The 22,383-nt window shown below is 69.1% G+C and carries 27 protein-coding genes and 1 pseudogene; 15 read left to right on the forward strand and 13 right to left on the reverse strand.

Annotated elements, in window-relative coordinates; genetic code table 11:
* Positions 1–455: hypothetical protein (locus VM938_06925; GenBank protein ID HVF74765.1), on the forward strand; the 455-nt coding region annotated here is incomplete at its 5' end.
* Positions 456–471: 16 nt separating this feature from the next.
* Here the strand turns inward: VM938_06925 and VM938_06930 are convergent.
* Positions 472–1,455 carry a replication-relaxation family protein gene (locus VM938_06930; GenBank protein HVF74766.1) on the reverse strand — a complete coding sequence of 328 codons (984 nt, stop codon included), beginning with the start codon at positions 1,453–1,455 and terminating at the stop codon, positions 472–474.
* A 445-nt stretch (positions 1,456–1,900) separates the two neighbouring features.
* Here VM938_06930 and VM938_06935 point away from each other — a divergent pair, with 445 nt between their 5' ends.
* The 4 genes from VM938_06935 (at position 1,901) to VM938_06950 (ending at position 3,484) form a co-directional block, all read left to right on the forward strand.
* A complete protein-coding gene (locus VM938_06935; protein ID HVF74767.1) occupies positions 1,901–2,209 on the forward strand; it encodes a Fic family protein in 309 nt (102 codons plus the stop codon).
* Positions 2,210–2,389: 180 nt separating this feature from the next.
* Entirely contained in the window at positions 2,390–2,596 is a 207-nt protein-coding gene (locus VM938_06940) for a type II toxin-antitoxin system VapB family antitoxin (GenBank protein ID HVF74768.1), read from the forward strand.
* Complete coding sequence (locus VM938_06945; protein HVF74769.1) at positions 2,587–3,003, forward strand: PIN domain nuclease; 417 nt, start codon at positions 2,587–2,589, stop codon at positions 3,001–3,003. Before VM938_06940 ends, VM938_06945 begins: the two co-directional genes overlap by 10 nt.
* Before the next feature lie 349 nt (positions 3,004–3,352).
* A complete protein-coding gene (locus tag VM938_06950) occupies positions 3,353–3,484 on the forward strand; it encodes a hypothetical protein (protein HVF74770.1) in 132 nt (43 codons plus the stop codon).
* A 43-nt stretch (positions 3,485–3,527) separates the two neighbouring features.
* Here the strand turns inward: VM938_06950 and VM938_06955 are convergent, their stop codons facing one another.
* The 4 genes from VM938_06955 to VM938_06970 form a co-directional block, all read right to left on the reverse strand.
* Entirely contained in the window at positions 3,528–4,736 is a 1,209-nt protein-coding gene (locus VM938_06955) for a hypothetical protein (protein ID HVF74771.1), read from the reverse strand.
* Entirely contained in the window at positions 4,729–5,427 is a 699-nt protein-coding gene (locus VM938_06960) for a hypothetical protein (GenBank protein ID HVF74772.1), read from the reverse strand. The genes VM938_06955 and VM938_06960 overlap by 8 nt, the downstream gene beginning before the upstream one ends.
* 123 nt (positions 5,428–5,550) lie before the next feature.
* A complete protein-coding gene (locus VM938_06965) occupies positions 5,551–5,958 on the reverse strand; it encodes a hypothetical protein (GenBank protein ID HVF74773.1) in 408 nt (135 codons plus the stop codon).
* Between the two features lie 320 nt (positions 5,959–6,278).
* Positions 6,279–6,815 carry a TIGR03086 family metal-binding protein gene (locus tag VM938_06970; GenBank protein HVF74774.1) on the reverse strand — a complete coding sequence of 179 codons (537 nt, stop codon included), beginning with the start codon at positions 6,813–6,815 and terminating at the stop codon, positions 6,279–6,281.
* Between the two features lie 25 nt (positions 6,816–6,840).
* Here VM938_06970 and VM938_06975 point away from each other — a divergent pair, with 25 nt between their 5' ends.
* The 6 genes from VM938_06975 (at position 6,841) to VM938_07000 (ending at position 10,955) form a co-directional block, all read left to right on the forward strand.
* The gene (locus VM938_06975; GenBank protein ID HVF74775.1) at positions 6,841–7,923 is read left to right on the forward strand and encodes a DUF2332 domain-containing protein; all 1,083 of its coding nucleotides are present in this window, start codon (positions 6,841–6,843) and stop codon (positions 7,921–7,923) included.
* Positions 7,924–7,929: 6 nt separating this feature from the next.
* On the forward strand, positions 7,930–9,147 hold the full coding sequence (locus VM938_06980) for a hypothetical protein (GenBank protein HVF74776.1): 1,218 nt from the start codon (positions 7,930–7,932) through the stop codon (positions 9,145–9,147).
* Entirely contained in the window at positions 9,144–9,617 is a 474-nt protein-coding gene (locus tag VM938_06985; GenBank protein HVF74777.1) for a sigma-70 family RNA polymerase sigma factor, read from the forward strand. The genes VM938_06980 and VM938_06985 overlap by 4 nt, the downstream gene beginning before the upstream one ends.
* 76 nt (positions 9,618–9,693) lie before the next feature.
* Entirely contained in the window at positions 9,694–9,876 is a 183-nt protein-coding gene (locus tag VM938_06990; protein ID HVF74778.1) for a hypothetical protein, read from the forward strand.
* A gap of 25 nt (positions 9,877–9,901) precedes the next feature.
* On the forward strand, positions 9,902–10,246 hold the full coding sequence (locus VM938_06995; GenBank protein ID HVF74779.1) for an STAS domain-containing protein: 345 nt from the start codon (positions 9,902–9,904) through the stop codon (positions 10,244–10,246).
* A gap of 7 nt (positions 10,247–10,253) precedes the next feature.
* Positions 10,254–10,955, forward strand: coding sequence for an SOS response-associated peptidase (locus VM938_07000; GenBank protein HVF74780.1), 702 nt, complete (start codon positions 10,254–10,256; stop codon positions 10,953–10,955).
* A 6-nt stretch (positions 10,956–10,961) separates the two neighbouring features.
* On the opposite strand, the gene VM938_07005 is transcribed toward VM938_07000, so the two are convergent.
* From VM938_07005 to VM938_07025, 5 genes are read right to left on the reverse strand one after another with little or no spacing between them, the layout of a single operon-like run.
* Entirely contained in the window at positions 10,962–11,705 is a 744-nt protein-coding gene (locus tag VM938_07005) for a maleylpyruvate isomerase family mycothiol-dependent enzyme (protein ID HVF74781.1), read from the reverse strand.
* Positions 11,702–13,591, reverse strand: a complete 1,890-nt coding sequence (gene dxs, locus VM938_07010; protein HVF74782.1) for a 1-deoxy-D-xylulose-5-phosphate synthase — start codon at positions 13,589–13,591, stop codon at positions 11,702–11,704. The genes VM938_07005 and dxs overlap by 4 nt, the downstream gene beginning before the upstream one ends.
* A 48-nt stretch (positions 13,592–13,639) precedes the next feature.
* Entirely contained in the window at positions 13,640–14,098 is a 459-nt protein-coding gene (locus VM938_07015; protein ID HVF74783.1) for a secondary thiamine-phosphate synthase enzyme YjbQ, read from the reverse strand.
* Positions 14,095–14,217 carry a hypothetical protein gene (locus tag VM938_07020; protein ID HVF74784.1) on the reverse strand — a complete coding sequence of 41 codons (123 nt, stop codon included), beginning with the start codon at positions 14,215–14,217 and terminating at the stop codon, positions 14,095–14,097. The genes VM938_07015 and VM938_07020 overlap by 4 nt, the downstream gene beginning before the upstream one ends.
* A gap of 34 nt (positions 14,218–14,251) precedes the next feature.
* Positions 14,252–15,922, reverse strand: a complete 1,671-nt coding sequence (locus tag VM938_07025; protein HVF74785.1) for a DUF11 domain-containing protein — start codon at positions 15,920–15,922, stop codon at positions 14,252–14,254.
* A gap of 261 nt (positions 15,923–16,183) precedes the next feature.
* Here VM938_07025 and VM938_07030 point away from each other — a divergent pair, with 261 nt between their 5' ends.
* On the forward strand, positions 16,184–16,954 hold the full coding sequence (locus tag VM938_07030; GenBank protein HVF74786.1) for an SDR family oxidoreductase: 771 nt from the start codon (positions 16,184–16,186) through the stop codon (positions 16,952–16,954).
* A 36-nt stretch (positions 16,955–16,990) separates the two neighbouring features.
* On the opposite strand, the pseudogene VM938_07035 reads toward VM938_07030, so the two are convergent.
* A pseudogene (locus VM938_07035) lies at positions 16,991–17,656 on the reverse strand (phosphatase PAP2 family protein).
* Complete coding sequence (locus VM938_07040; protein ID HVF74787.1) at positions 17,657–18,598, reverse strand: lysylphosphatidylglycerol synthase transmembrane domain-containing protein; 942 nt, start codon at positions 18,596–18,598, stop codon at positions 17,657–17,659.
* Positions 18,599–18,687: 89 nt separating this feature from the next.
* Here VM938_07040 and VM938_07045 point away from each other — a divergent pair, with 89 nt between their 5' ends.
* Genes VM938_07045 through VM938_07055 form a run of 3 tightly spaced genes read left to right on the forward strand, consistent with a single transcriptional unit; the run spans position 18,688 to position 21,974 of the window.
* Positions 18,688–19,473 carry an alpha/beta fold hydrolase gene (locus VM938_07045; protein HVF74788.1) on the forward strand — a complete coding sequence of 262 codons (786 nt, stop codon included), beginning with the start codon at positions 18,688–18,690 and terminating at the stop codon, positions 19,471–19,473.
* Complete coding sequence (locus VM938_07050) at positions 19,473–21,077, forward strand: acetolactate synthase (protein HVF74789.1); 1,605 nt, start codon at positions 19,473–19,475, stop codon at positions 21,075–21,077. Before VM938_07045 ends, VM938_07050 begins: the two co-directional genes overlap by 1 nt.
* 3 nt (positions 21,078–21,080) lie before the next feature.
* Entirely contained in the window at positions 21,081–21,974 is an 894-nt protein-coding gene (locus VM938_07055) for a restriction endonuclease (protein HVF74790.1), read from the forward strand.
* Here the strand turns inward: VM938_07055 and VM938_07060 are convergent.
* Positions 21,971–22,348, reverse strand: coding sequence for a hotdog domain-containing protein (locus VM938_07060; GenBank protein ID HVF74791.1), 378 nt, complete (start codon positions 22,346–22,348; stop codon positions 21,971–21,973). The genes VM938_07055 and VM938_07060 overlap by 4 nt on opposite strands.
* Positions 22,349–22,383: the final 35 nt, after the last annotated feature.

Consider the following 22,383-nt stretch of genomic DNA (forward strand, 5'->3'; position numbering starts at 1 on the left):
GTCGGCCCGGGCGGCCGACGCACGTCCGTCTTCTCAGCGACCTCGGCGATGGTGATGAGTATGAACTGCCCGGAGGTGTGGTGAGCCGCCTCACCGAGGACGGCATTTCCGGGCCGGCGCTGCAAAGGCACTACTACGTGAAACTTCCGGCAGAGTTTTGGGCGAACGGGTGGATGGCCATCATGACGGGACCTGCGCTCGCCATGTTCCTCACTCTTCTTACCGAGATGGGGGACAAGCCTCACCACACGGAACTCTGGCTGTCGCCAGGCGAGGCGGACGAACGCGTCGGGCTCTCAGAGGAGACTAGGAGCAAGGGCCTCCGGGAATTGCAGCGCCTTGATCTGGTGGAGATGCGGCGACGACCGATCGGCCGCGACGTGTTCGACTTCCGTCGGCTTCGAAATGTGTACGTTCTCCAGTTGGAGCGGCTCAACAAGCGACCGGATGAGTAGGACGTCGGACGCACAGTCAGGTCAACAGCGTGTCGTGCTGACCAAGAGCCGGGGCTCCATCGCGGTACATCCAGTCTGGCCACGATCGTCCCGGTCGACGGAATTCTCCGAGCGCCCGCCCGCCGACCGCTTCCCGATCGAGAACCCATTCGCGGCGCGTCCGGCCCATCGGAAGCCAAGCGTCACCGAAGGGGAACCCGTGCGCGCCCCTCGTCGCCGTGGCAGCGCAGATGCCGGCCCGGTCGAGATGGCGTCGAAGGTCGGCCTCCCGGCGCAGCGACGAGGCTACGACGAGCACCCACACGTGCCGTTCAAGCGCGTCGGCGAGGTCGGCGTGGCCGCCCAATCTTTCGACCCATGCCTCCGGCGGCTCGCCGCGGTCCCACTCCACGAAGAAGTCCCGAGCCATGCCGTCGGCCTTCCAGATGCCGTAGCCGTCCGGCTTCACGAGGTCGCCGGCCCACTCCGAACAACGGGCCGCCGACCACCACAGCGACAGTTCTCGGGCGTCCGAGTGGCGTGCCTCGTGCAACAGCGCCGTGAAGATTCCGTTGATGCCGACGATCCGCCGCAAGGTCGCCGTGCGGGCGAGCACGAGCGAGCGGTCTTGTTTCCACAGCTTCTTCGCCTCGACGCCCCGCTCGGCGGCCACCACCTCGGCGCCCAGGCGGTCGAGCACGTAGTGGTACGGGGCTGAGCCCTTCGACACGAAGGGCGCGAAGCGCTGCACGACCCGAAGCTGGTGCAGCTTCGTCAGCCGGTGTCTGGCGGTCGTGGCCGAGTCGAAGAACGCCTCGGTGAGTTGGTCGCTCGTGAGCACGCGGTGGTCGGCGAGCATGTCGAGGATCGTGCGGTCCCGTTCGGTGAGTCGACGGGTGACGTAGAGCACGAGGTTGTCGTTGAAGGGGGGACGGGTGGACTTGGAGGAGGTCCACCCGGAGTTGGACTTTCGATCTGCCGAGGGTCGAGGCCGGCTGACCTGCGCCTTCGCGGGTGTCACGCCTCGGCAACTCATGCACCGCCCCCCACCTGCCGACCGTTCTGCCGACCGTTCTGCCATCCCGTCAGCGGCCTTCATCGGCGGTACCCCTCGCGCCGGACCTTGGCGTGGCGGTCGCTGAGCAGGAGCGGTGCACCGACGATGAGCGGGTCATTGTTCGCATTGCGGAAAGCCGGCTGCGCAACCTTCCAGAATCCGAACGTGCGCCCGCCGCGGCTTGCATCGCGATATCGAAGTGTCGTGACGAAGCAGACCACGGTACGCCTGCCCGATGACCTCGCCGACGAGGCGGAGGCGTCGCACGCGTAAAGGGCACGAGCGTCAACGCGCTGATCGTTGACTCGCTCGCCACCGAGATCGAGCGGGTGCGGGCGGACAAGGACTTCACCAAGCGAGCGCGCAAGCTCCTGGAGCGAGACAAGGAACTGCTCGACCGACTCGCCCAGTGACCCGCTACCTGAGCCTGGGCGAGTACGTCTGGCTGGCAGAGCAGGTCACCGGCACAGAAGCGACGGTCCTCGCCAAGGCCGCCGTGTTGACGTGTCGCCTGGCGTGGAACCACCCGCTTCCGGACGGCAACAAGCGCGCCGCCTGGGCCAGCCTGGTGATGTTTCTCGACCTGAACGATTGCTCTTGGGATCCCGACCCGCCCAATGTCGATGAGGCCGAGGCGGCCATGCTTGCCGTGGCTGCGCACGAGGTCGACGAAGGCTGGTTCGCCGCCTGGCTGCGCTATCGCGTTCGCATCGACTGAACTCATCGGCGGTACCCCTCTCGCCGGACCTTGGCGTGGCGGTCGGTCAGCAGCACCGAAGCACCGACGATCAGCGGGTCATTGTTCGCATTGCGGAAAGCCGGCTGCGCCGCTACGAGGGAAGCTTTCCGGCGCGAACCCGGATATCCGTTCACGTCATTGGAGGATATACTGCACCTCGTGAGCAAGCGGCTGGTCGACATCGACGACGAACTCCTGAAGGACGCCACCGACGTCCTCGGGACGGAGACGATGAAGCAAACCGTGAACCGCGCGCTCGAAGAGGTCGTCCACGCCGCTCGCCGTAGGCGGCACGCCGACCGACTCGCCCGTCGCCAAGGCCTCGATCTCCACGATCCAGAGGTAATGGCGAAGGCATGGCACTGACTGCTCGGTACCTCGCAGACAAAAGCGCGCTGGCTCGGTTCTCGCATCCGCTGGTCGAACGACGGCTTCGCCTCCTCATCGAGGAAGGCATGGTCGCCACGTCCGCGACCGTCGACCTCGAAGTCCTCTACAGCGCGAGGAACGCCGCCGATTATCAAGCGATCCCCGAGGAGCGCAGAGGCTTCGAGTCGGTTCCAATCACGCCCGAGGTCATGGGCCGGGCGGTGGAAGTGCAGGGCCTTCTGGCTCGGCGGGGACAGCATCGGGTACCTATCCCCGACCTGATCCTGGCTGCGGCAGCAGAGAGCGCCCGGCTTGCGGTGCTCCACTACGACGCCGACTTCGAGGGGATCGCCAGAGTGACGAAGCAGAAGCACGAATGGGTGGTGCCACGGGGAACGGTGTGACCTCATCGGTGGTCCCCTCGCGGTCGCTGAGCAGGAGCGGCGCACCCACGATGAGAGGGTCATTGTTCGCATGGGGCGCGACTTGCCGCAATGCGAACTTGCTTCGGCGTCGGCGCGACCAAGGTTGGTTCGCCGCCTGGCTGCGCGATCACCTGCAGGTCGGGCGTCATCGGCGGCCCTTCTGGCTCCCATCCTGACGTGGTCACTGAGCAGTAGCGGTCGGCCCACGATCTGAGGGTCCGGGGACCCTGCTGCCGGGCGCTGCCGCCTACAGGTGTGTCACCGACGGCACACCTGCAGTGTCAGCTCCGTGACGGACGCGGTAGCGGGAACGGCGCACGATGACGACATGACTGAGAACACGAAGACCAACCGCATCCGCAAGATCGCCGCCGTGGCGACCGCAGCCGTCCCTGCGAGCTTGCTCGCCGCAGCCGCCGCGGCGACGGCAGCCGCTTGCCCGAATGGCCCGCCCTGCTAACTCGGGCGGGCCATTGATGAACGCCATGTAGCCCGGGCTGCTGTCAACACATGAGGCCGGCACGCACGCAAAGCTCTTCCTTCCCGCTGACCTGCATCCCTCCGTCGGCGGTGCCGGTGCCGCTGACAGCGACCGAGCGGCCGCACGCGTCACCGGTGGCGCTCACCGCGACCATGGAGGCGCATGATCCGGCCGCCGCAGGTCCGGTGCCGCTGATGCTCGCCGTGTTGCCGCCGCCCTCCCAACACAGCGAGTTGCAGTCACCGTCTGCTCGGTTGGTGCCGGAAACCGAGACGTCGTTGCCGGTGGACGTACCCGTACCCGTCACTCCCAGGTAGTTGGCGCTCGAAGAACCCGTGCCGGTCACGGCGGCGATGTTGTCGACTGAAGCGCCGGTGCCCGTCACGCCCACGACGTTCCCGGTAGACGCACCCGTCGTGGTGGCGGCGGCGAAGCAATCGTCGGTCCAGCCACCGGCCGACGCGCACAGGAACCTGCCGCCCTCGTCCTGGCCGCCGGTTCCGATGCCGTACAGGTCCCCTTCGTCCTTGTACTCGCCGCCGGTGCGCGGCGCGTGCACGATCTCGACCGATGCTGTGCCCGCCAAAAGGAAGGGGAGCGGGCCGGGCTCGTGGCAGCGGTTCGCCACCATCACCGGGTCGGTCACGACGAATACTCCCGTCGCCGCGCCGGCCAGGCCCGTCGTTGCAGCCGTGACCGAGCCTGCCAGCGTCGGGGCGTGGAAGTCGGCACGTATCGACGCACTCGTCACCGCGATGACCACGGCTGCACCGACGCGCTGGTACGTGAAAGCGATGCTGACGGTGACGGCGTCGAGGTCGCCGACCTCGTTGGGCATGCCGCTCCGGTATACCGTTCCCACGGCATACGGGTCGGTCATCGTGATCGTCCCCGCCGCCTGTCCAAGCGTCGGGCAGTACGGGGTGCCGGACTCCTGGTACACCACCCGTCCGCTGTTGCCCGACATGTTCAACGCTTCGATCTTCACGTCCCAGAGCTGGTTGAACGCATCTGCTTGCATCCAGCCCGCGCCTTTGGCACCTCCCCCGAACGTGGCCGAGCAGTTCAGGCACGGGAAGACGGGCAGCGTGCCCTCCATGACGTACTGGAGCTCCAGCCCCCCGCTTGCCCCTGTCACGGCGACCGAAGCCGAGGCGGGGTCGGCCCCGACGAGAGGCACGACCCCGAGCACTGCGACGACCACCGCGAGGCGCAGGACGCGCTTACGCACCCACGCCCTCGATGTTGCCGGTGACGGTAAAGCCGACAGGCCGCCGGGGGCCGAGCGCGCACGCCTGGCTCGCACCCGCCGCATCGGTGTACTGCACCACCGCGGGACCGGCGCCGGTGAACCCTGTCGAGAAGCTGCCGGTAGCGCCGGTCACGCTCTGCCAGTACAGCGTCACCGTGGCCGGGTTGACGACAATGACGGCGCCTGCGGCGGCACGCTGGTAGGTGAAGCGGAACGTGATGACCGAACGCGTGATGCCACCCAACACCGTGTCGCCGGAGACGTACACCTGCCCTGCGACCTGCCCTGCTGCTGCCGAGCTGTCGATCGTGATGATGCCCGTATACCCGTAGGCGAGGCTCCCGGCGGCCTGTGAGGCGGCCAAGCAATAGGGGAAGCCGTCGACCTGGTACTGGATGGGCTGATCAGCGAACGGCGCCGCCTTCAAGGTGAAGTTGGCCGTGTAGAGGCGCGAACCTGAGGAGCCTGTCACCTGCGCATTTCCGGTCAAGCTTCCCGACATCGACGCCTGCCTGATCGCACCGTTCGTCGGGTACTCGGGCAACGTGCCCATGGCAACGAACTGGAACGCCCCGGCGCCATTGGCTTGAGCGGGTGCGAGGCTGTTGACGCCCCCAGGGACGACGAGCATCGCCAACGACGCGAGAGCTAAGAGCAAGCGGTTGTGCATCGACAATTCCTTTCGGTTGTTGGTGTCGGGGCGCGCGGAAACAGAGCCGGAAAAGTGGCGCGCAAAGCTGACTGAATTACGACGACGTGAGGGGGCGGCCCGGGAGCGAGGGCGCCGAAAGAGCTAGCTGGCGCTCCACCGCGCCGCAGTGGCGTGGTAGGAGGCTTCAGCGATCAGCCACTTCGCCCCGACCGGGATCCTCATGGTTTGCGTGGCGTGCTCGGTCGTCAAGGTGAGCACCGACCCCAGCGGGTACGTGGACTCACGCGGTGCTTGTGTGCACGAGTCGACGACATAGAAGTTCAACGAGGAGTTGAGGTTGGCGCCGGTCCTGTTCAACGCCTTGGTGGCGTCGCGCCACGTGAACGTGAGGGTTTGGCCGCCCAAGCCGCTCACGTCGACGATCGACGTGGTTGCGCCGTTCGCCTTGGCCATGGCCTTCGGACAGCCTGCCGCCCGGAAGCTCGTGCAATACGCGCCTTCGCAGCCGTAGCGGATGCCGGTGGTGGCACGAGTGCTGCCTTGAAGCACTGGACCTGCGTTGGCTCCAGGTACGACGCTGGCGAGTGCCGCTATGGCACCAACGGCGACAAGTGCCCGTTTCCTGCTACGCGGCATCGCGAACTCGTTGCTTCTCAAGGACTGCACAGCGTTTCCCCCCATGGATGGCGTGTGTTACGAGTCCGCCGCCTGCAGATGAACCGTACCAGTATCAATACGAGGAATCAATAACGGGCTTCCCCTGAGTGCAATTGTCCCTGCCGTACTGAGACCTATATTCACTAGTACGGGCGAGATACTGCACCTATAGACGTGTAACACGTGTGTGGGAACGCGGCACGCCGCCACCGCTAAGGCGTGCGCCCGGTGAAGGCGATCAGCTTCGTCTGGTCGTCGGCGTCGCCGGGCACCGGCACCCGCGGCCCGAAGGCGGTACCGCCACGCATGCGCTCGTCCAGAGGTTCCATTGCCTTGTAGACCCGCACCACTTCCTCCGGGTCGAGCTTCTCGTCGAGCCCGGTGGCCCGCGCCAGGTCCCACGTGTGCACGAGGGTGTCGGCGATGCCGAAGCGCGCGATGAGCTGCTCGATCGTCATCGCACCCATGGGCGAGTCGACCTGCCGCTGCGCGACCTCGGGATTGTCGAGCGCCGACTGGATGGCGTCGCGCACCGCGGTCCATGCACCCACCGGGTCGTCGTCGACCGACGGCGCATCCACGCCCCCGCCCAGGAAGAACGACGCCGTGTCGACCAAGTGGCGCACCACGTCACGGGCCACCCAGCCCTCGCACGGCGCCGGGTTGTCCCACGCATCGTCGGGCACCGCTGTCAGTCGATCGGTGAACTGCTGGGCGACGTTGCGGTAGCGGTCGGCGATCTCACTCATGGGAGCGGAACATAGGCGACCACCCGTGCCTGTGAGCGGGGTCGGTGCGAACATGGCCGGCGTGGCCGTCGACCTGCGCAGGGTGGGGGAGGTGCAGGCGCGCATCTGCCGCGAGAACGGCTCCCCCCTCTACGAAGCCATCGTGGCCGCGCTGGTCGACCGCCTCGACGGCGACACCGCAGCCGCCGAGCTCCTGCGTACCGACCCCGGCGATCCCATCGGCACCGCGCTGTTCCTGCGCTTCCTCGGCGCCGTGCACCGAATTGTGCTCGCCGACCCGGCATCGCCGTTGTGCGCCTACTTCCCCTCGACCGGCGGCACCCCCGACGTCGAGGCTGTCGTGCCCGCCTTCTTCGCCGTCGTGGAGGAACACCGCGACCACCTGGCGCGCGCCATGCAGGCCGAGGTGCAGACCAACGAGGTCGGCCGCGCCGCCGTGCTGTCGGCGGCCGTGAACTGGGTTGTCGAGCGCATCGGCGGACCGGTGCGCCTGCTCGAAGTCGGCGCCAGCGCGGGCCTCAACCTGTGGCTCGACCGCTACCGGGTCACGACCGCCACGACCTCGTGGGGGCCGCCCCATTCTCCGGTGAACCTCGACGACCACTTCGCCTCGGGCAGCCCGCCCACGCCCCACGTCGAGGTCGTCGAGCGCCGTGGCTGCGACCGCAACCCCCTCGACCTTGCCCAGCCGAGCACCCGTGACCTCCTGCGCTCTTTCATCTGGCCCGAGCACACCGAGCGCCTCGCCCGCCTCGACGCCGCCTTCGCGGTGGCCGAGCCTGTCCCCATCGACCGCGCCCACGCCGACGACTGGGCGGCCGAACAACTGTCCGCCCTTCCCGACGACGTCACCACGGTCCTGTTCCACTCCGTCGTCATGCAGTACCTCGAAGCCGCCGAGGTCGCCCGCTTCGAGCGGACGATCCGCGCCGCCGCTCACCCCCGCCTGGCGTGGCTGGCCATGGAACCCACCCCCGACTACCGGCATTTCGAGGTCACCGTCGAGTTCGGCCGCCCCGCCCAGCGCGTCCTTCTTGCCACCACCACCGCACACGGCCGCGACATTTGTTGGAGCCCGACTACACCTTCGGCCCCGCCGGGGGTGTGAGTGGGCATGAGCGATTTCGAGCGACTGGGCTGGCGACCCGACGACCATCCCCGCCTCACCCCTGACGAGTTGGAGGGCGAGCTCGGACGGGTCGTCACCGCGGGCCGCCACCAGCGGGCCCGCCGCCGGGCCGCCATCGGCGGCGCATTGGCCGTGGCGTCGATCCTCACCGTGGCCTCGGTGGCAGCACTGCGAAGCCCGGAAAACGCCGACCTCCACATGGTCGACGTCCCGACCGCCACGACGCCGACGACCGTCGGCGAGCCGAGCATCGACACCTCGGTGCCCCCGGTCACCGGTGTCACCACGACCACGGCACCCGCCGTTGCCCGTCCGCCTTTCGTCGTCGTCGTGCGCCCGTCGGGCACGGCAGAGGCGCCCGAGGAGGACATCGTCGTGCTCGATTCCCAGTCGGGGAAAGACATCGGCACCATCTACCGCACGCAGGACCACGGCGACATCCATGCCGTGACGTTGTCGCCGGACCGCAAGCACGTCTACTTCATCGAGGAGAACTGCGGGAACGGGCCGGTGCTGCGCATCCCCGTCGACGGCTCGGTAGGCCAGAAGGGCGAGCCGGTGACGAGCCTCCCGTCGGCCGACCCGGCCATCAGCAGCGACGGCCGCTTCCTGGCGTACCTGACCCTCCAAGGCTGCGACCCGCCCGAGGTGGCGGCGATCGAGTGGCAGGTGCGAGTGCGCGACCTCACGACCGGTGCTGATCGCGTGGTGGCCGGCGACGCCAAGGGCTACCGCATGTTGGAGCCCGCGTGGTCGCCCGACGGCAAGACGCTGGCCCTCGCAGTTGAGCGCTGGGAGGGTGACAAGCCGGTCGAGGCCTTCCTGGCGCTGCTCGACCCGTCCAAAAGCCAGGACACGCTCCGGGCGCCCCGCCTCTCATCGAAGCGGGAGGGCTTCGGGTTCCGCTCGCCCACCTACCTGCCCGACGGCAACCTGTTCCTGATCGAGACGCCGGTCGGCAGCAAGGTGGGCGCGGCGTCAGCGCAGATGCTGGTGGTCGGCGGCCGCTCAGGAGCGCCGATCCGCCAGGTCGCCACCGGCGATCCCAACAAGACCTATCACCGCACCGACGCCGATCCCACCGGAGCGCATCTGCTCTACATGTCGGCCACTGACCACAACGACCCCGGCGAACTGCGGGTGTCGAGCAACGGCGCCCGCACCACGGTGCTGGCCGGCGGCGTCACGGAGGGGACGTGGTGAACACGCCCTCCTTCGACGACCTGTTCCGTGACCAATACCCCTCGGTCCTCCGGGAGACGATGTTCGTCCTCGGCGACCGCGACCTGGCCAAGGAAGTCACCAACGAAGCCTTCGCCCGGCTCTACGCCCGCTGGGCCCGCATCTCCCGCTACGACAAGCCCGGGGCATGGGTGCGCCGGGTCGCCATCCGCTTGGCGGTGCGCGGCTCCGGCCACCAAGCCCGCCAGACCACCGCGGTGGAACAAGGCCACGAGGGCGACCCGGGGCTCACGCTCGACGTGCGCGATGCCGTGCGCCGACTGGCCCCGCAACAGCGAGCCGCCGTCATGCTCCACTACTTCGACGACCTGCCGCTGGGCGAGGTGGGCCGCATCCTCGGCTGCCGGGAGGGCACGGTGAAGGCCCACCTCCACCAAGCCCGGTCGCGCCTCGGTGACCTCTTGGTGGCCTACGACGCGAACTGCAGATAGGGGACGAACCCGGACACGCGCCTCAACTACCCCCTCCCCTCGGCCGAGAAGAAGGCAACGCTGAGAGGAGGGGAAGATGGCGCTGAGCATGCAGGTTCGCAGGACATGGGCCGTTCTCGACGAGGGTGGGCGGGTCTTCGTCCTTCTCGAGGGTGCCGACGCTCCCGCCGCCGCCGAAGACTGGGCGTCCGACGGCTACCACGTCGAAGAGCTCCCTGAGCACGAGTTCACCTTCGAGGTCACTGCCGACGTTGCCTGACAGGTCGCACGCTACGGTTGCGCCCGTGGAACCGTTCTCGCTGCAGACAGAGGAACGGACAGGGTGCATGGTCCTCGCCGTCACCGGCGAAGTCGACCTCGGCACCGCTCCCGAGCTGAAGGAGCGGCTGACGGAGTTGGTGGCCGACGGCCACCGCCACATCGTCGTCGACCTCACAGCCACCGAGTTCCTCGATTCCACCGGCCTGGGCGCCTTGGTCGCCGGGTTGAAGCGCCTGCGAGCCCACGACGGCGACATGCGGGTGGTGTGCAACACAGCGCGCGTCCGCAAGGTGTTCGAGATCACCCACGTCGACCGGGTGCTGCCGATGTTCGAATCGGTCGACGAGGCCTGCCGCCAGGGGTCGTAGCGCAGCCATGTGCGGGCGCTTCGTTTCGTCGACCCCGGTGTCGAAGCTCGTCGAGCAGTTCCTCGTCGAAGAGGTCAAGGTCGAAGAGCACGACGCCAGCTACAACGTGGCGCCGACGACCGAGATCATGGCGGTGGCCGCCAGTGCCGAAGGCGTGCGCCGACTGGGCACCTTCAAGTGGGGCCTGGTGCCGACGTGGGCCAAGGACCCGTCGATCGGCAACCGCATGATCAACCTGCGGGCCGAGACGGTGTCGGAGAAGCCGTCGTTCCGACGCACGTTGGCCAAGCACCGCTGCATCATCCCGGCCGACGGTTTCTACGAGTGGAAGGACATGGGGAAGGGCCGCAAGAAGCAGCCGTTCCTCATCCGCGCTCGCGACGGCACAGTCCTCGCCTTCGCCGGCTTGTGGGAGGCGTGGAAGGACAAGGACGCCGCCGACGACGAATGGCTGCGCACGTGCACGATCATCACCACCGAGCCCAACAAGCTGCTGGAGCCGATCCACAACCGGATGCCGGTGGTGCTCCCGCCCGAGGCATGGGACACCTGGCTCGACCGCGAGAACACCGACGCCGACGACCTGACAACACTGCTCAAGCCTGCGCCCGACGACCTGCTCGAACTGTTCCCGGTGAGCACGGCGGTGAACAGCGTGGCCAACGACGGCGAGGAACTGGTGCTGCCGCTCGAGGGCCACGAGCCCTGAGGGGCGTCAGCCGAAGCGGCTGAGCTCCAGCCAGTTGGCGAACACCGCCTCGTCGCCGAAGCGCTCGATGGTGTCGGCGCCGTCGATGCGGCCGTAGAGGTAGAGCAACAGGTCGGAGGCCGGGCCGCGTACGGCGCAGTCGCCCTTGGCGTGCTCGGGCCGCACCGTGGCCTCGCCTTCGACGATCTTTACCAACCACTCGCCTTCGGCGTCGGTGCAGTGGACGTGCAGCGTGCCGCCCAACGACGGCCGGGCCTCGTTGCCGGACAACCTCGACGGCAGGACGGTGTCCATCATCTCGGCGATGCCGTCGACGGCCAGTGCAGCCTCGACAGGGGTGACGACGCCGTGGGCGCACTGGGCGTCCCAGCGGTGTACCACGGTCTCGTGCGCCATGCGCCGTTTCCAGAAGCCCAGCTTGTGGGGCTGGGAGACCGACCAGTTCCAGGTGGGCTCGTCGTCGGGCGTCGTGGCCAGCATGTCGACCAGGACGGCCGCGCCTTGCTCGAACCACGGCACGATCTCCGCAGGGTCGTCCGGCGGCGGGGGAAGCTCGCTTCGTTTCACCCGCTCGGTGGCACGGCGCCGGACGATCTCGGTGACCCACCGGTGCACGATCCCCGTGTGCTCGACCAACTGCTGCACGGTCCAGTCGGGGCACGACGGGCACGTCGGCTCCAGCCCGAGGCGGGCGGCGTCGGCCATGGCTGCCGCTTCGCGGCGCACGATGTCGAGGTACGGCAGCGTCACGCGAGGTGCAGGCCGACGGCGTCGAGCGCCTTGGCTGCCGCCGCCGCTACGCCAGGGCCGTCGAGGCCGAGCCGGGCCAGGATGGCGCCGGGCTTGGCTTGGGCCAGGAACTCCTCGGGGGTACCGATCACGAGCACCGGCGGGGACTGCCGGCCCTCGTCGAGGGCGGCGACGGCGTCGGCCATGTAGGCGCCCGCACCACCGACCCGGATGCCGTCTTCGACGGTGACCACCAGGCGGTGGCGCGCCGCGTCGCGGAGCATGGCGGGGTCGAGGGGGCGCACCACCCGTACGTCCCAGACGGTGGCGGAGATGCCCCGCTCGGCCAGTTCGTCGGCCGCCTCCAAGGCGGCGCCGACCATCTTGCCCACGGCGAGCAGGCACACGTCGCCGTCGCCCACGCGCAGTTGCCGCGCCGTGAGGCCGCTGCCCACTTCGTCGTCGGCCACCTGCCGGGCGGCGCCCTTGGGGTAACGCACGACGGCGGGCGCCTCCAGTTCGACGGCGGTGCGCAGCATCACGCCGACTTCCTGCGCCGAGGAGGGGGCGAAGATCGTCATGCCCGGGATCTTCAGGCACAGCGCCATGTCGAGCACGCCGTGGTGCGAGGGGCCGTCGTCGCCGGTGATGCCGGCTCGGTCGAGGGCGAACACCACGGGCATCTCGTGGAGGCCCACGTCGTAGTTGGCTTGGTCGAAGGCCCGGGTGAAGAAGGTGGAGTAGACGGCGACGACGGGGCGAAGCCCGCCCATGGCCATGCCCGCCGCCATGGTCACGGCGTGCTGCTCGGCGATGCCGACGTCGACGAAGCGCTCGGGGAACCGGGCCTGGAAGGGCAGCAGGCCGGTGGGCCCGGGCATGGCCGCGGTGACGGCCATGATTTGCGGGTGCTGCTCGGCCAACGTCAATAACGCCTCGGTGAAGGCCTCGGTGTAGTCGCCCGCCTTACTGCCGGGCTTGAAAAGCGGGCCGGTCTCGGGGTCGAAGACCTTGACGTCGTGCAGGCGCTTTTCGTCGTCGTCCTCGGCGGGGCCGTAACCCCGGCCTTTCTCGGTGAGGACGTGCACCACGATGGGGCCGTCGTACTCGGAGGCATTGCGCAAGGCGTCTTCCATGCCCGCGATGTCGTGGCCGTCGATGGGGCCGGTGTAGCGGACGCCGAGGCCTTCGAAGAAGGCGGTGGGCTCCAGCACTTCGCGGAAGGCGGCCTTGACGCCCTGCAGGCTGGAGTAGGCCAGCTCGCCCACGCCGGGCAGCTCGCGGAGGACGTGCTCCAGGCGGTCGCGCAGGGCCACGTACGACGGGTTGAGCCGTAGGCGGCTCACGCTCTCGCTGAGGCGCGAGACCGTGGGGGCGTAGGAGCGGCCGTTGTCGTTGAGGATGATGACGACCCGGCTGCCCGCGTGGCCCAAGTTGTTGAGGGCCTCGTAGGCCATGCCCCCGGTCATCGACCCGTCACCGATGACGGCCACGACCCGGCGGTCGGCGCCCGTCTGCTCGATGGCCGTCGACACGCCGTGCGCGTAGCTCAGCACCGTGGAGGCGTGGCTGTTCTCGATCCAGTCGTGGGGCGATTCCCGCCGCGACGGGTAGCCCGACAGGCCGTCCTCCTGGCGCAACGAGACGAAGTTGTCGCGGCGGCCCGTGACGATCTTGTGGACGTAGGCCTGGTGGCCGGTGTCCCACAGGATGACGTCGCGAGGGGAGTCGAACACCCGGTGCACAGCCAGGGTGAGCTCGACGGCGCCCAGGTTGGACCCGAGGTGCCCGCCGGTGACGGAGACGGCACGCACGATGAAGTCGCGGATCTCGTCGGCGAGGGTGGCGAGCTGCGTCGGCCCGAGTGCTCGCAGGTCCTCCGGGCTGTTGATGGTTTCCAGGAGCATCCGAGTCCCAACGGTAGCCGGGTGGTGCAATGAATTCGGAATCGGCCCCTATGCCGGATTACCCCATGCCTGCACCTGCACGGTGCGGCGCGGGCGGGGGCCGTCGAGCTCGACCAGGAACAGCCGCTGCCACCGTCCGAGGGCCAGGCGGCCCCCCTCCACGGGCGCCAGGACGAAAGGCAGGGTGGCCAGGAGCCCACGCATGTGGCTCCAGCCGTTGCGGCGTTCGTCGGGCTCGAGGTTCTGGGAGCGGCGGGCCATGTCGTCGTGGGCGTAGGGGGCGTCCACCGGGGCCAATCGTTCGAGCATGGCCTCGACATCGGCGTGGAGGCCGTCTTCCAGTTCGGTGACGGCCAGGCCGCAACTGGTGTGGGGGCACCACACGTGCACGGTGCCGTCGCCCACGCCCGAGCGCTGCACCTGCGCGTCGACCAGGTCGGTGAGGTCGAGGAGGTGGAAGGGCCGCTCGGTGGCGACCTCGATGGTGGTGCGCAGCGAGGTGATCACGCGGCACCGGGATCGTGGGGGGCGACGGCGCCTGCAGCGATTTCCTCGGCCCAGTGGCAGGCCACGGTATGGCCTGCGCGCAGCGGGCGCACCAGCCGTCGCCACGGACGGACCGTCATTGGCCCTCCTCTTGCATAGGCAGCCCGAGGAACGCTACTGCGCGGGTGTGACATGGAGACGGCGGCCCGCCCGCCGGGCTGCCGCCCCCACCCCGATGAGGAGCAGGGCGAAGGCCGTGAGCGGGCCGGCGCTGTTGCTGCCGGTGACGGCAATGGCGGTGCTGCTCTGGGCCTCGTCGGCGACGCCGACGGTGCGGGCGGCCTCGCCGCGGGACGCCCTTGCCCCGGTGCTGCCGCCGCGGGCGGCGGCGGGGGCCACGACGGTTGCCGTGGCGGAGTCGGTGTTGTCGGCGGTGTCGATGTCACGGCCGGGCCCGGTGACGGTTGCCGTGTTGACGGTGGTGCCCGCCAGGCTGTCGGCCAGCCGCACGGTGACCACGACGGTCGACGACGAGCCCGCAGCGAGGGTGGTCGACCTCGCGCACGTGACGGTGGTGCCACCGGAGCACGACCATCCCGTTCCGACGGCCGACACGTAGGTCATCCCCGCGGGCAACGGGTCGGTGATGGTGAGGGCGCCCGATGCCGACGGTCCTTGGTTGAGCACCGTGAGTTGGTAGCGGGCCGTCTCTCCCGCCACGAACGAGCCGAGCGCCGTCTTCGTCAGCGCCAGGTCGGCCGAGGGCAACGACGTCACGAAGATCAGGTTGGGGTCGATGCCGAAGTCGCTGTTGTAGTGGTAGCTGCTCCCCGACACGTCGATGATCGCCGTAGACATCGTCGTGTCGCCGAGCCCGACGACGGTGCCCGTGTAGGTGCCGACGATGGTGCCGCCCACCGAGCCACTGCCGATGCGGGCGGGGCCGACGCACTCCCGGTAGTCGGGGCTGCTGGGGTCGGGTTCCCAACCGCAGGCGTCGGCGTACGGGGAGTTGATCGTGGTGCCCGCGGGGGTCTCGTACGAGACCTGCACGTCGCTCAACGAGAACAAGGGATCGAGCATCGTGAGGAACACGTCGAGCTGCGAGTAGCCGTTGGGCGCCGTCGAGGCCTCCACCGTGTACGTGACGGTGTCGCCCTCGTAGACGGTGGTAGGGCCGCTGATGCCGAGGACTGTGTTGCGGTTCTGCGACAGGAGCCGCTCCACGTAGAGCTGCCGCGGTGTGGGCGTGGTGGCGATCGTGCCGTTGGTCGCGGTGGCCGTCACGGAGTAGGCGCGGGTGGTGTCGTACGCCGCTTCGTCGCGGGTGACGGCGACGAAGAAGTACCGGTCGACGCACGTGCCCGCGGCGAGCGACGGAATCGTCTGCGTGGCCGGGCCCACCAGGTTGAGGTACGGGTTGGCGCTCAGCCATGTGAACGAGACGGTGATGCCCTCGACCGTGCCGCCCGTCGCGCACACCCGCACGCCGACCGGGTAGACGTTGGGGCCGTCGTCGACGTCGGTGCTGTCGAGCCCGACGATGTCCCACGTGATGGTCGTGATCGACAGGCCGTGCGCACTCGCCGTTGAAACGGTGCCGCCCTCGGCCTTGGCCGTTGGCGTTGGCGTTGCCGCTGCAGCCGGAGGGGTCGGCGTCGCGGCCTTCTCCGTGGTGGCGGCGGCCGGGGTGGCTGCGGGGCGGGCGACGGGCGCCTCGTTGCGGCCGTTGCCCTTGCCCGGTCGTTCGTCGCGGTCCGCGGCCCCGCCCGGGGCTGCGGCTGCAGGCGCCGTCCCTGCCAAGGTGAAGAGGACTGCTGCCAGGCCTGCCACAAGTGATCGCACGAGTGGCAGTTTGCCCAATTTGGGCGAATCGATAGCGTCGTCGTCATGGCAGACCAGAACGGCCGGACGCTGGCTGGCGTTTTCACCGGCGGTCTCGCACTCGTCCTCACTGCGTCCGCCTTCGGCGCCGTCGTCCCGAAGCCGCCTCGCGAACCGCAGCGGGAGCCCGAGCCCGAGCCTCAGCCTCAGCCGGAGCGCAGTCCGTTCGCCCCTCCCGACGTCGACGAAGCGACACTGCCCTCCTACGTAAGCTGACCCGCCATGCCCTTCGCACCCTTCGATCTCACCGGCCACGTCGCGCTTGTCACCGGAGGCAACGGCGGCATCGGCCTCGGCATGGCGGAAGGACTGGCCCAAGCGGGCGCCGACGTTGCCATCTGGGGGACCAACGAGCAGAAGAACAATGCCGCCGCCGCCCAGCTCGAAGCCCACGGCACCCGCGTGCTCGCCCTGCGCTGCGACGTCGGCGACGAGGAGGAGGTCGACGCCGCCTTCGCCGCCACCGTGGAAGCGCTGGGCAAGGTCGACTCGTGCTTCGCCAACGCCGGCGTCGGCGCCATCCCCAGCAAGTTCACCGAGGCGCCCACCGACGAGTGGCGACGGGTGCTGCGGGTCAACCTCGACGGCGCCTTCTTCACCCTGCGGGCCGCTGCCCGTCACATGGTCGAGCGTGGCGAAGGCGGCAGCCTGGTCGCCACCAGCAGCCTGTCGGCCATCGAAGGCGCCGCCCGCAACGAGGGCTACGCCGCTACCAAAGGCGCGCTCGTGGCCATGATCCGGGCACTGTCGGTGGAGTTCGCACCCGACGGCATCCGGGCCAACACCATCGTTCCCGGGTGGATCGAAACGGGCATGACCGACCCGCTGTTCAACTGGGACCGCTTCCGCGACAACGTGCTACCGCGGATCCCCACCGGTCGTTGGGGTGCCCCGCGAGACTTCGCGGGCATCGCCGTCTACCTGGCCAGTCCCGCCTCCGCCTTCCACACCGGCGACACCCTCGTCATCGACGGCGCCTACTCGCTGTACTAGCCGGCGGGTCAGCGCCCGCCCGAGCAGGAAGCCCGCGCCCAGCACCAGCGCGCCGCCCACGGCGTCGAGCCAGAAGTGGTTCGCCGTCACGACGATGGCGAACAGGGTGAGCACCGGGTACGACGCCACCAGCGCCCGGGACCACGTCCGCTTCATGGCCGGGAAGAGGACGATGGCCGACCACGTCGACCAGGCGAAGTGCAGGCTGGGCATGGCCGCGTACTGGTTCGAGACCTTCTGCATGGCGCCCGAGTCGAACGACCACAGGCCACCGATGACCTTCAAGGTGTCGACGAAGCCGTAGTCGGGAGGCAGCAGCCGCGGCGGCATGAGCGGGAAGGTGGCGAAGCCGATGAGCGCCAGCGCGGTGGTGAACGCCAAGGTGTTGCGCCACAGCGGGTAGCGGTCCTTCATGGTGCGGAACATGAGGACGAGGGCGCCGATCGTCACGATGAAGTGGGCGGTGCCGTAGAAGACGTTCCAGAACGAGATGAACCACTCGGCGCCGAGGAAGGCGTCTTGGATGCTCTCCTCGTGGTACAGCCCCACCGCCCGCTCCCACCGGATGATGTGGCGGGCGTTGGCGAACGCCTTGGCCGCCGAGACACTGGCCGAGCCCTGGGTGTTCCGGATCAGCGTGTAGACGCTGTAGAAGGCGGCGATGTAGAGGAGTTCGCGCCACCAGCGCAGGCGAGTAGGCATCTACGTGGCGACGCTGGTGGGGCGGCCTCCCACGGCGAACGCGGGGGCGCCCGCCAAGCTGACGGCGAGGTTGACGGCGTAGATCAACAGGCCCAAGGCGACCGCTTGGTTGGTCGACACGCCGAGCCCGCTGTTGCTCAGGAACAGCACGAAAGCACCTTCGCGCACCCCGAGCCCACCGATGGTGATGGGGAGCACCTGGAGGATGGCCACTGCAGGCATGAACGCCATCATCGCCGTCCATCCCACGTCGAGGCCGAGCGCCTCCGACGCCAGGTAGGCGGCGGCCACCACGGCCAGTTGGTAGACGAAGCCCGCCACCAGCACCTCGAAAGCCAGGCCCGGGTGCTCACGGAAGCGGTGGATGCCCAAGTGCACGGCTCGCAGGAACCCGAGCACGCCGTCGTGGCCTTGCAGGCGGCGGCCGATGCCCGGGCGAGCGGCCACGAACAGCACCACGACCAGCAGGACAAGCGTGCTCACCGAGATGCCGACGGCGACCTGGCTGGCCAAGCCGAGGCGCAGCAGCCCGGGGTTCAGGGCCAAGGCGGCGAGGGTGATCATGGGCAGGACGATCCAGCCGGTCATGCGTTCGAGCACGACCGAGGCAAAGGAGTCGGGGCCGCGGCCGCTGGCGGCGGAAAGGCGGGCCACCCGGAGCACGTCGCCGCCGATGGTGGAGGGCAAGAAGTTGCCCACGAACAGGCCGGCGAACTGGTACGAGGCCAGCGACGAGATGCGCGCCCGCACGTCGAGCACGGCCAGCACCCGCTGCCAGCGGACGGCCGACAGGATGATCCCGATGAAGGTGACGGCGAGGGCGCCGAGCAGCCACTCGATGGTCGACGTGTTCCACGACGGGAGCAACGAGCGCAGGTGCACACGCGGCACCAGGATCGCGAGCATGGCGACGCTTGCCCCCACCCGAAGTGCGGTGAACATCGTCTTCCTACCTCGCACGTGCCTCCCCCTGGTCCAGCCCTCTAGGTTAGGTCTTCGGCTCGCTCGGACGAACTCGTCGCGGAGGGGATGTGGGAGGGGAACTGCTTCAGGCAGGCATCGGCGGACGACCCCTGCTCCTCGTCCACGGCTTCACCGGCGCCAAGGAGGACTTCGGCGAGGCCGTCCCTCGGCTCGGTGAGCTCGGTTGGCACGCGGTGGCGGGCGACCTGCCCGGCCACGGGCCCGGCCCCCATCCCCACGGGCCGTACTCCCTGAGCGGCTTCGCCGACCACATCGGCGCGGTGGTCGACGGCCTGGGCTGGGAGCGCTTCGTCCTGCTCGGCCACTCCATGGGCGGCATGGCCGCTCAGCTGTTCGCGCTTGCGCACCCGGAGCGGGTGCAGGCCCTCGTCCTCATGAACACCGGCCACGGCCCGGTCGACACCATCGACCCTGCACTGGTGGCGGTGGGGCAGCAGTTGGTGCGCGACGGCGGCCTCGACGCGCTGGCCGAGTACGGCAAGGACAGCATGTTCGGCTCGCTTGCCCACCAGCGCGTGTTGGCCGAGCGGCCGGGGTACGCCGAGTTCGGCGACGCCAAGCTGCTGGCGTGCTCGCCCCAGATGTGGCTGGCCATGTCGGTGGAACTGCGCGACCACCCGGACCGGCTCGAGCACCTGCGCTCCCTCGACGTGCCCACGTTGGTGGTGGTGGGCGACCAGGACGAGGCGTTCCTCGAGCAGTCCGAACGCATGGCGAAGGTGCTGCCCGACGCCCGCTTGGTGGTCGTGGCCGACGCCGGGCACGCCCCGCAGTTCGAGCAACCGGAGTCGTGGTGGCGAGCGATCGCCGCCTTCTTGGAGGAGGTCGGTTGATGCAAGGACACGGTGGCGAGCTCGCCATGCACGTGCTGGCCGCCTACGGGGTGAACGAGGTGTTCACCTTGAACGGGGCGCATGTGTGGCCGCTGTACGACGCCTGCGTGAAGGCGGGCTACCGCATCATCGACACCCGTCACGAGCAGACGGCGACCTTCGCCGCCGAAGGGCTGGCCAAGCTGACCCGGCGGCCCGGGGTGGCGGTGCTGACGGCGGGCCCGGGGGTTACCAACGGGATGAGCGCCATCGCCTCTGCGCAGTCGAACGGGTCGCCGTTGGTGGTACTCGGCGGGCGGGCGCCTGCCGGGCGCTGGGGGGCGGGGTCGCTGCAGGAGTTCGACCACGTGCCGATGGTGGCGCCGATCACCAAGTGGGCGCGCACGGCGGAGACGACTGCGGACATCGCCAAGCTGGTCGACGAGGCGGTGGTGACGGCGTTGTCGCCGCACCGCGGGCCGGTGTTCCTCGACATCCCGCTCGACGTCATCTTCGGCTCCGCCGAGGCCGACGATACGGTGGCCGCGATGCCCCGGGGTACGGAGCCGGACCCCGACTTGGTGGCGCAGGCGGCAGCGTTGGTGGCGGGCGCCGAACGGCCGTGCGTGGTGGCGGGAAGCGATGTGTGGTGGGACGGCGCCTGGGACGCGCTGCGGCGGTGCGTCGAGTCGTTGCGAGTGCCGACGTTCGTCAACGGACAAGGGCGTGGCTGCTTGCCCGCCGATCATGAATTGGCGTTCGCCCGCACCCGCGGTGCGTTGAAGCAAGCGGACGTGGTCGTCGTAGTGGGCACGCCGCTCGACTTCCGGCTGTCGTTCGGGTCGTTCGGCGACGCCCAGGTCGTGCACATCGTGGACAGCGAGGGTCAGCGGGCGGGCCATGTGGCCGCTGCGGTGTCGCCTGCCGGCGACCTGTCGTCGATCCTCGACGGCATGGCCGAGTGGAGCGGGGAACGGGCCGACCACGAGCCGTGGATCGCCAAATTGCGTGACGAGGAGTCGGCCAAGCGAGCCGCCGAGTCGGCCGAGCTGTCGGCCGATGCCGACCCCATCCACCCGGCGCGCATCTACGGCGAACTGCGGCCTCGGTTGGCGCGCGATGCCGTGGTGATCGGCGACGGCGGCGACTTCGTGTCGTATGCCGGGAAGCTGGTCGACTCCTACGAGCCCGGGTGCTGGCTCGACCCCGGGCCACTGGGCTGCCTGGGCACCGGGCTCGGCTACGCCATGGCCGCCCGGGTGGCGCACCCCGACCGGCAAGTGGTGCTGATGCTGGGCGACGGCGCCGCCGGGTTCAGCCTCATGGACGTCGACACCTTGGTGCGCCACCAGTTGCCGGTGGTGATGGTGGTGGGCAACAACGGCATCTGGGGATTGGAGAAGCACCCCATGCAGATGATCTACGGCTACGACGTGGCGTGCGACCTGCAACCGACCCGGTACGACGAAGTGGTGAAGGCGCTGGGCGGGGCGGGCGAGACGGTCGAACGGCCGGGCGACATCGGCCCCGCATTGGACCGTGCCTTTGCCTCAGGCGTGCCGTATTTGGTCAATGTGATGACCGACCCCGCAGTGATGTACCCCCGATCGTCCAATTTGGCCTGAGCCATGGCCGAGATCACGAGGCAACGCCAAGGGGAGATGGTGCGGGCGGTCCTGGAGGTGCTGAGCGAGCACCCCGAGGGCGTGCATGCCCAGGAGGTCATCAGCCGCGTCGAGCAGATGGTGGGGTCGTCCGAGTTCGAACGCGGCTACTACGCGAGTGGGGTCCGCCGGTTCGAGAAGATCTTGCGCTTCAACACCATCAATGCCGTCAAGGCCGGGTGGATGGTGAAGAACAAGGGCATCTGGACGGTGACCGACGAAGGTCGAGCCGCGCTCAGTCGTTTCACGGACCCGGCAGAGCTGATGCGGGAGTCCTCACGTCTCTACCGCGAGTGGGAGCAAGCGCGGCCTGCGCCGATCGCCGAGGAAGAGGTCGCGCTCGACGAGGCGGCCGAGGAGAGCGCGGCGGCCACGCTCGAAGAGGCCGAGGAGAACGCGTGGCGCGAGATCGCCGACTACTTGCGCCACATGAACCCCTACGAGTTCCAGGATCTCGTCGCTGCGCTGCTCCGCGGCATGGGCTATCACGTGGCGTGGGTCTCGCCGCCCGGTCCTGACCGCGGGCTCGACATCGTCGCCTACACCGATCCGCTCGGCGCCAGTGGACCGAGGATCAAGGTCCAGGTGAAGCGGCGAGCGGAGACGAAGTCGACCGTCGACGACATCCGCTCGTTCATGGCGCTGCTCGGCACCCAGGACATCGGCATCTTCGTGTCGTCCGGTGGCTTCACCTCTGACGCCGAGCGGGAGGCGCGAGGGCAGGAGAACCGCCGTCTCACGTTGGTGAACCTCGAGCAGCTGTTCGACCTGTGGGTGCAGTACTACGAGGCGATCGACGAGACCGAGCGGCGGTTGCTTCCGCTTAAGCCGGTGTACTTCCTCGCCTCCGACGCCTAGTGGGTCTTCTTTAAGAAGCGCTCGGTCTCCACGACGACCCGGGTGATCTTCCCGGCGGCCACCAGGCCGTGGTCGTCGGAGACCGAGACGGTGAACACCAGCCGGCGGCCCGCGATCTTTTCGAGGGCCGCTTCGGCGGTGACGTCGCCGCCCACCGCCGTGGGGGCCAGGTGGTCGAGTTGCACGCGCATGCCCACCGTGGTCTGCCCGGCCTCGAGCTCGCCGTCGACCGCCACGCACGAGGCCTCTTCGGCCAGCGCCACCACCCGGGGGGTCGCCAGCACCGGCACCTGCCCGGAGCGCAGGGCCACCGCGGTGTCGCCGTCGGCCACCGTCATCGTGGCTCGTCCGGCCAGTCCTGCACGCAAGGGCACAGGGGTACGATACGGCTCACCCGCGGCGGCGGGCC

It is taken from the genome of Acidimicrobiales bacterium (assembly GCA_035536915.1).
Lineage (GTDB): Bacteria > Actinomycetota > Acidimicrobiia > Acidimicrobiales > JAHWLA01 > JAHWLA01.

Coding starts and splice junctions, on each gene's coding strand:
- VM938_06945 (HVF74769.1), top strand. CDS start 2,587: ATGGCACTGACTGCTCGGTACCTCGCAGACAAAAGCGCGCTGGCTCGG.
- VM938_06950 (HVF74770.1), top strand. CDS start 3,353: ATGACTGAGAACACGAAGACCAACCGCATCCGCAAGATCGCCGCCGTG.
- VM938_06960 (HVF74772.1), bottom strand. CDS start 5,427: ATGCACAACCGCTTGCTCTTAGCTCTCGCGTCGTTGGCGATGCTCGTC.
- VM938_06970 (HVF74774.1), bottom strand. CDS start 6,815: ATGAGTGAGATCGCCGACCGCTACCGCAACGTCGCCCAGCAGTTCACC.
- VM938_06980 (HVF74776.1), top strand. CDS start 7,930: ATGAGCGATTTCGAGCGACTGGGCTGGCGACCCGACGACCATCCCCGC.
- VM938_06990 (HVF74778.1), top strand. CDS start 9,694: ATGGCGCTGAGCATGCAGGTTCGCAGGACATGGGCCGTTCTCGACGAG.
- VM938_07000 (HVF74780.1), top strand. CDS start 10,254: ATGTGCGGGCGCTTCGTTTCGTCGACCCCGGTGTCGAAGCTCGTCGAG.
- dxs (HVF74782.1), bottom strand. CDS start 13,591: ATGCTCCTGGAAACCATCAACAGCCCGGAGGACCTGCGAGCACTCGGG.
- VM938_07020 (HVF74784.1), bottom strand. CDS start 14,217: ATGACGGTCCGTCCGTGGCGACGGCTGGTGCGCCCGCTGCGCGCAGGC.
- VM938_07030 (HVF74786.1), top strand. CDS start 16,184: ATGCCCTTCGCACCCTTCGATCTCACCGGCCACGTCGCGCTTGTCACC.
- VM938_07040 (HVF74787.1), bottom strand. CDS start 18,598: ATGTTCACCGCACTTCGGGTGGGGGCAAGCGTCGCCATGCTCGCGATC.
- VM938_07050 (HVF74789.1), top strand. CDS start 19,473: ATGCAAGGACACGGTGGCGAGCTCGCCATGCACGTGCTGGCCGCCTAC.
- VM938_07055 (HVF74790.1), top strand. CDS start 21,081: ATGGCCGAGATCACGAGGCAACGCCAAGGGGAGATGGTGCGGGCGGTC.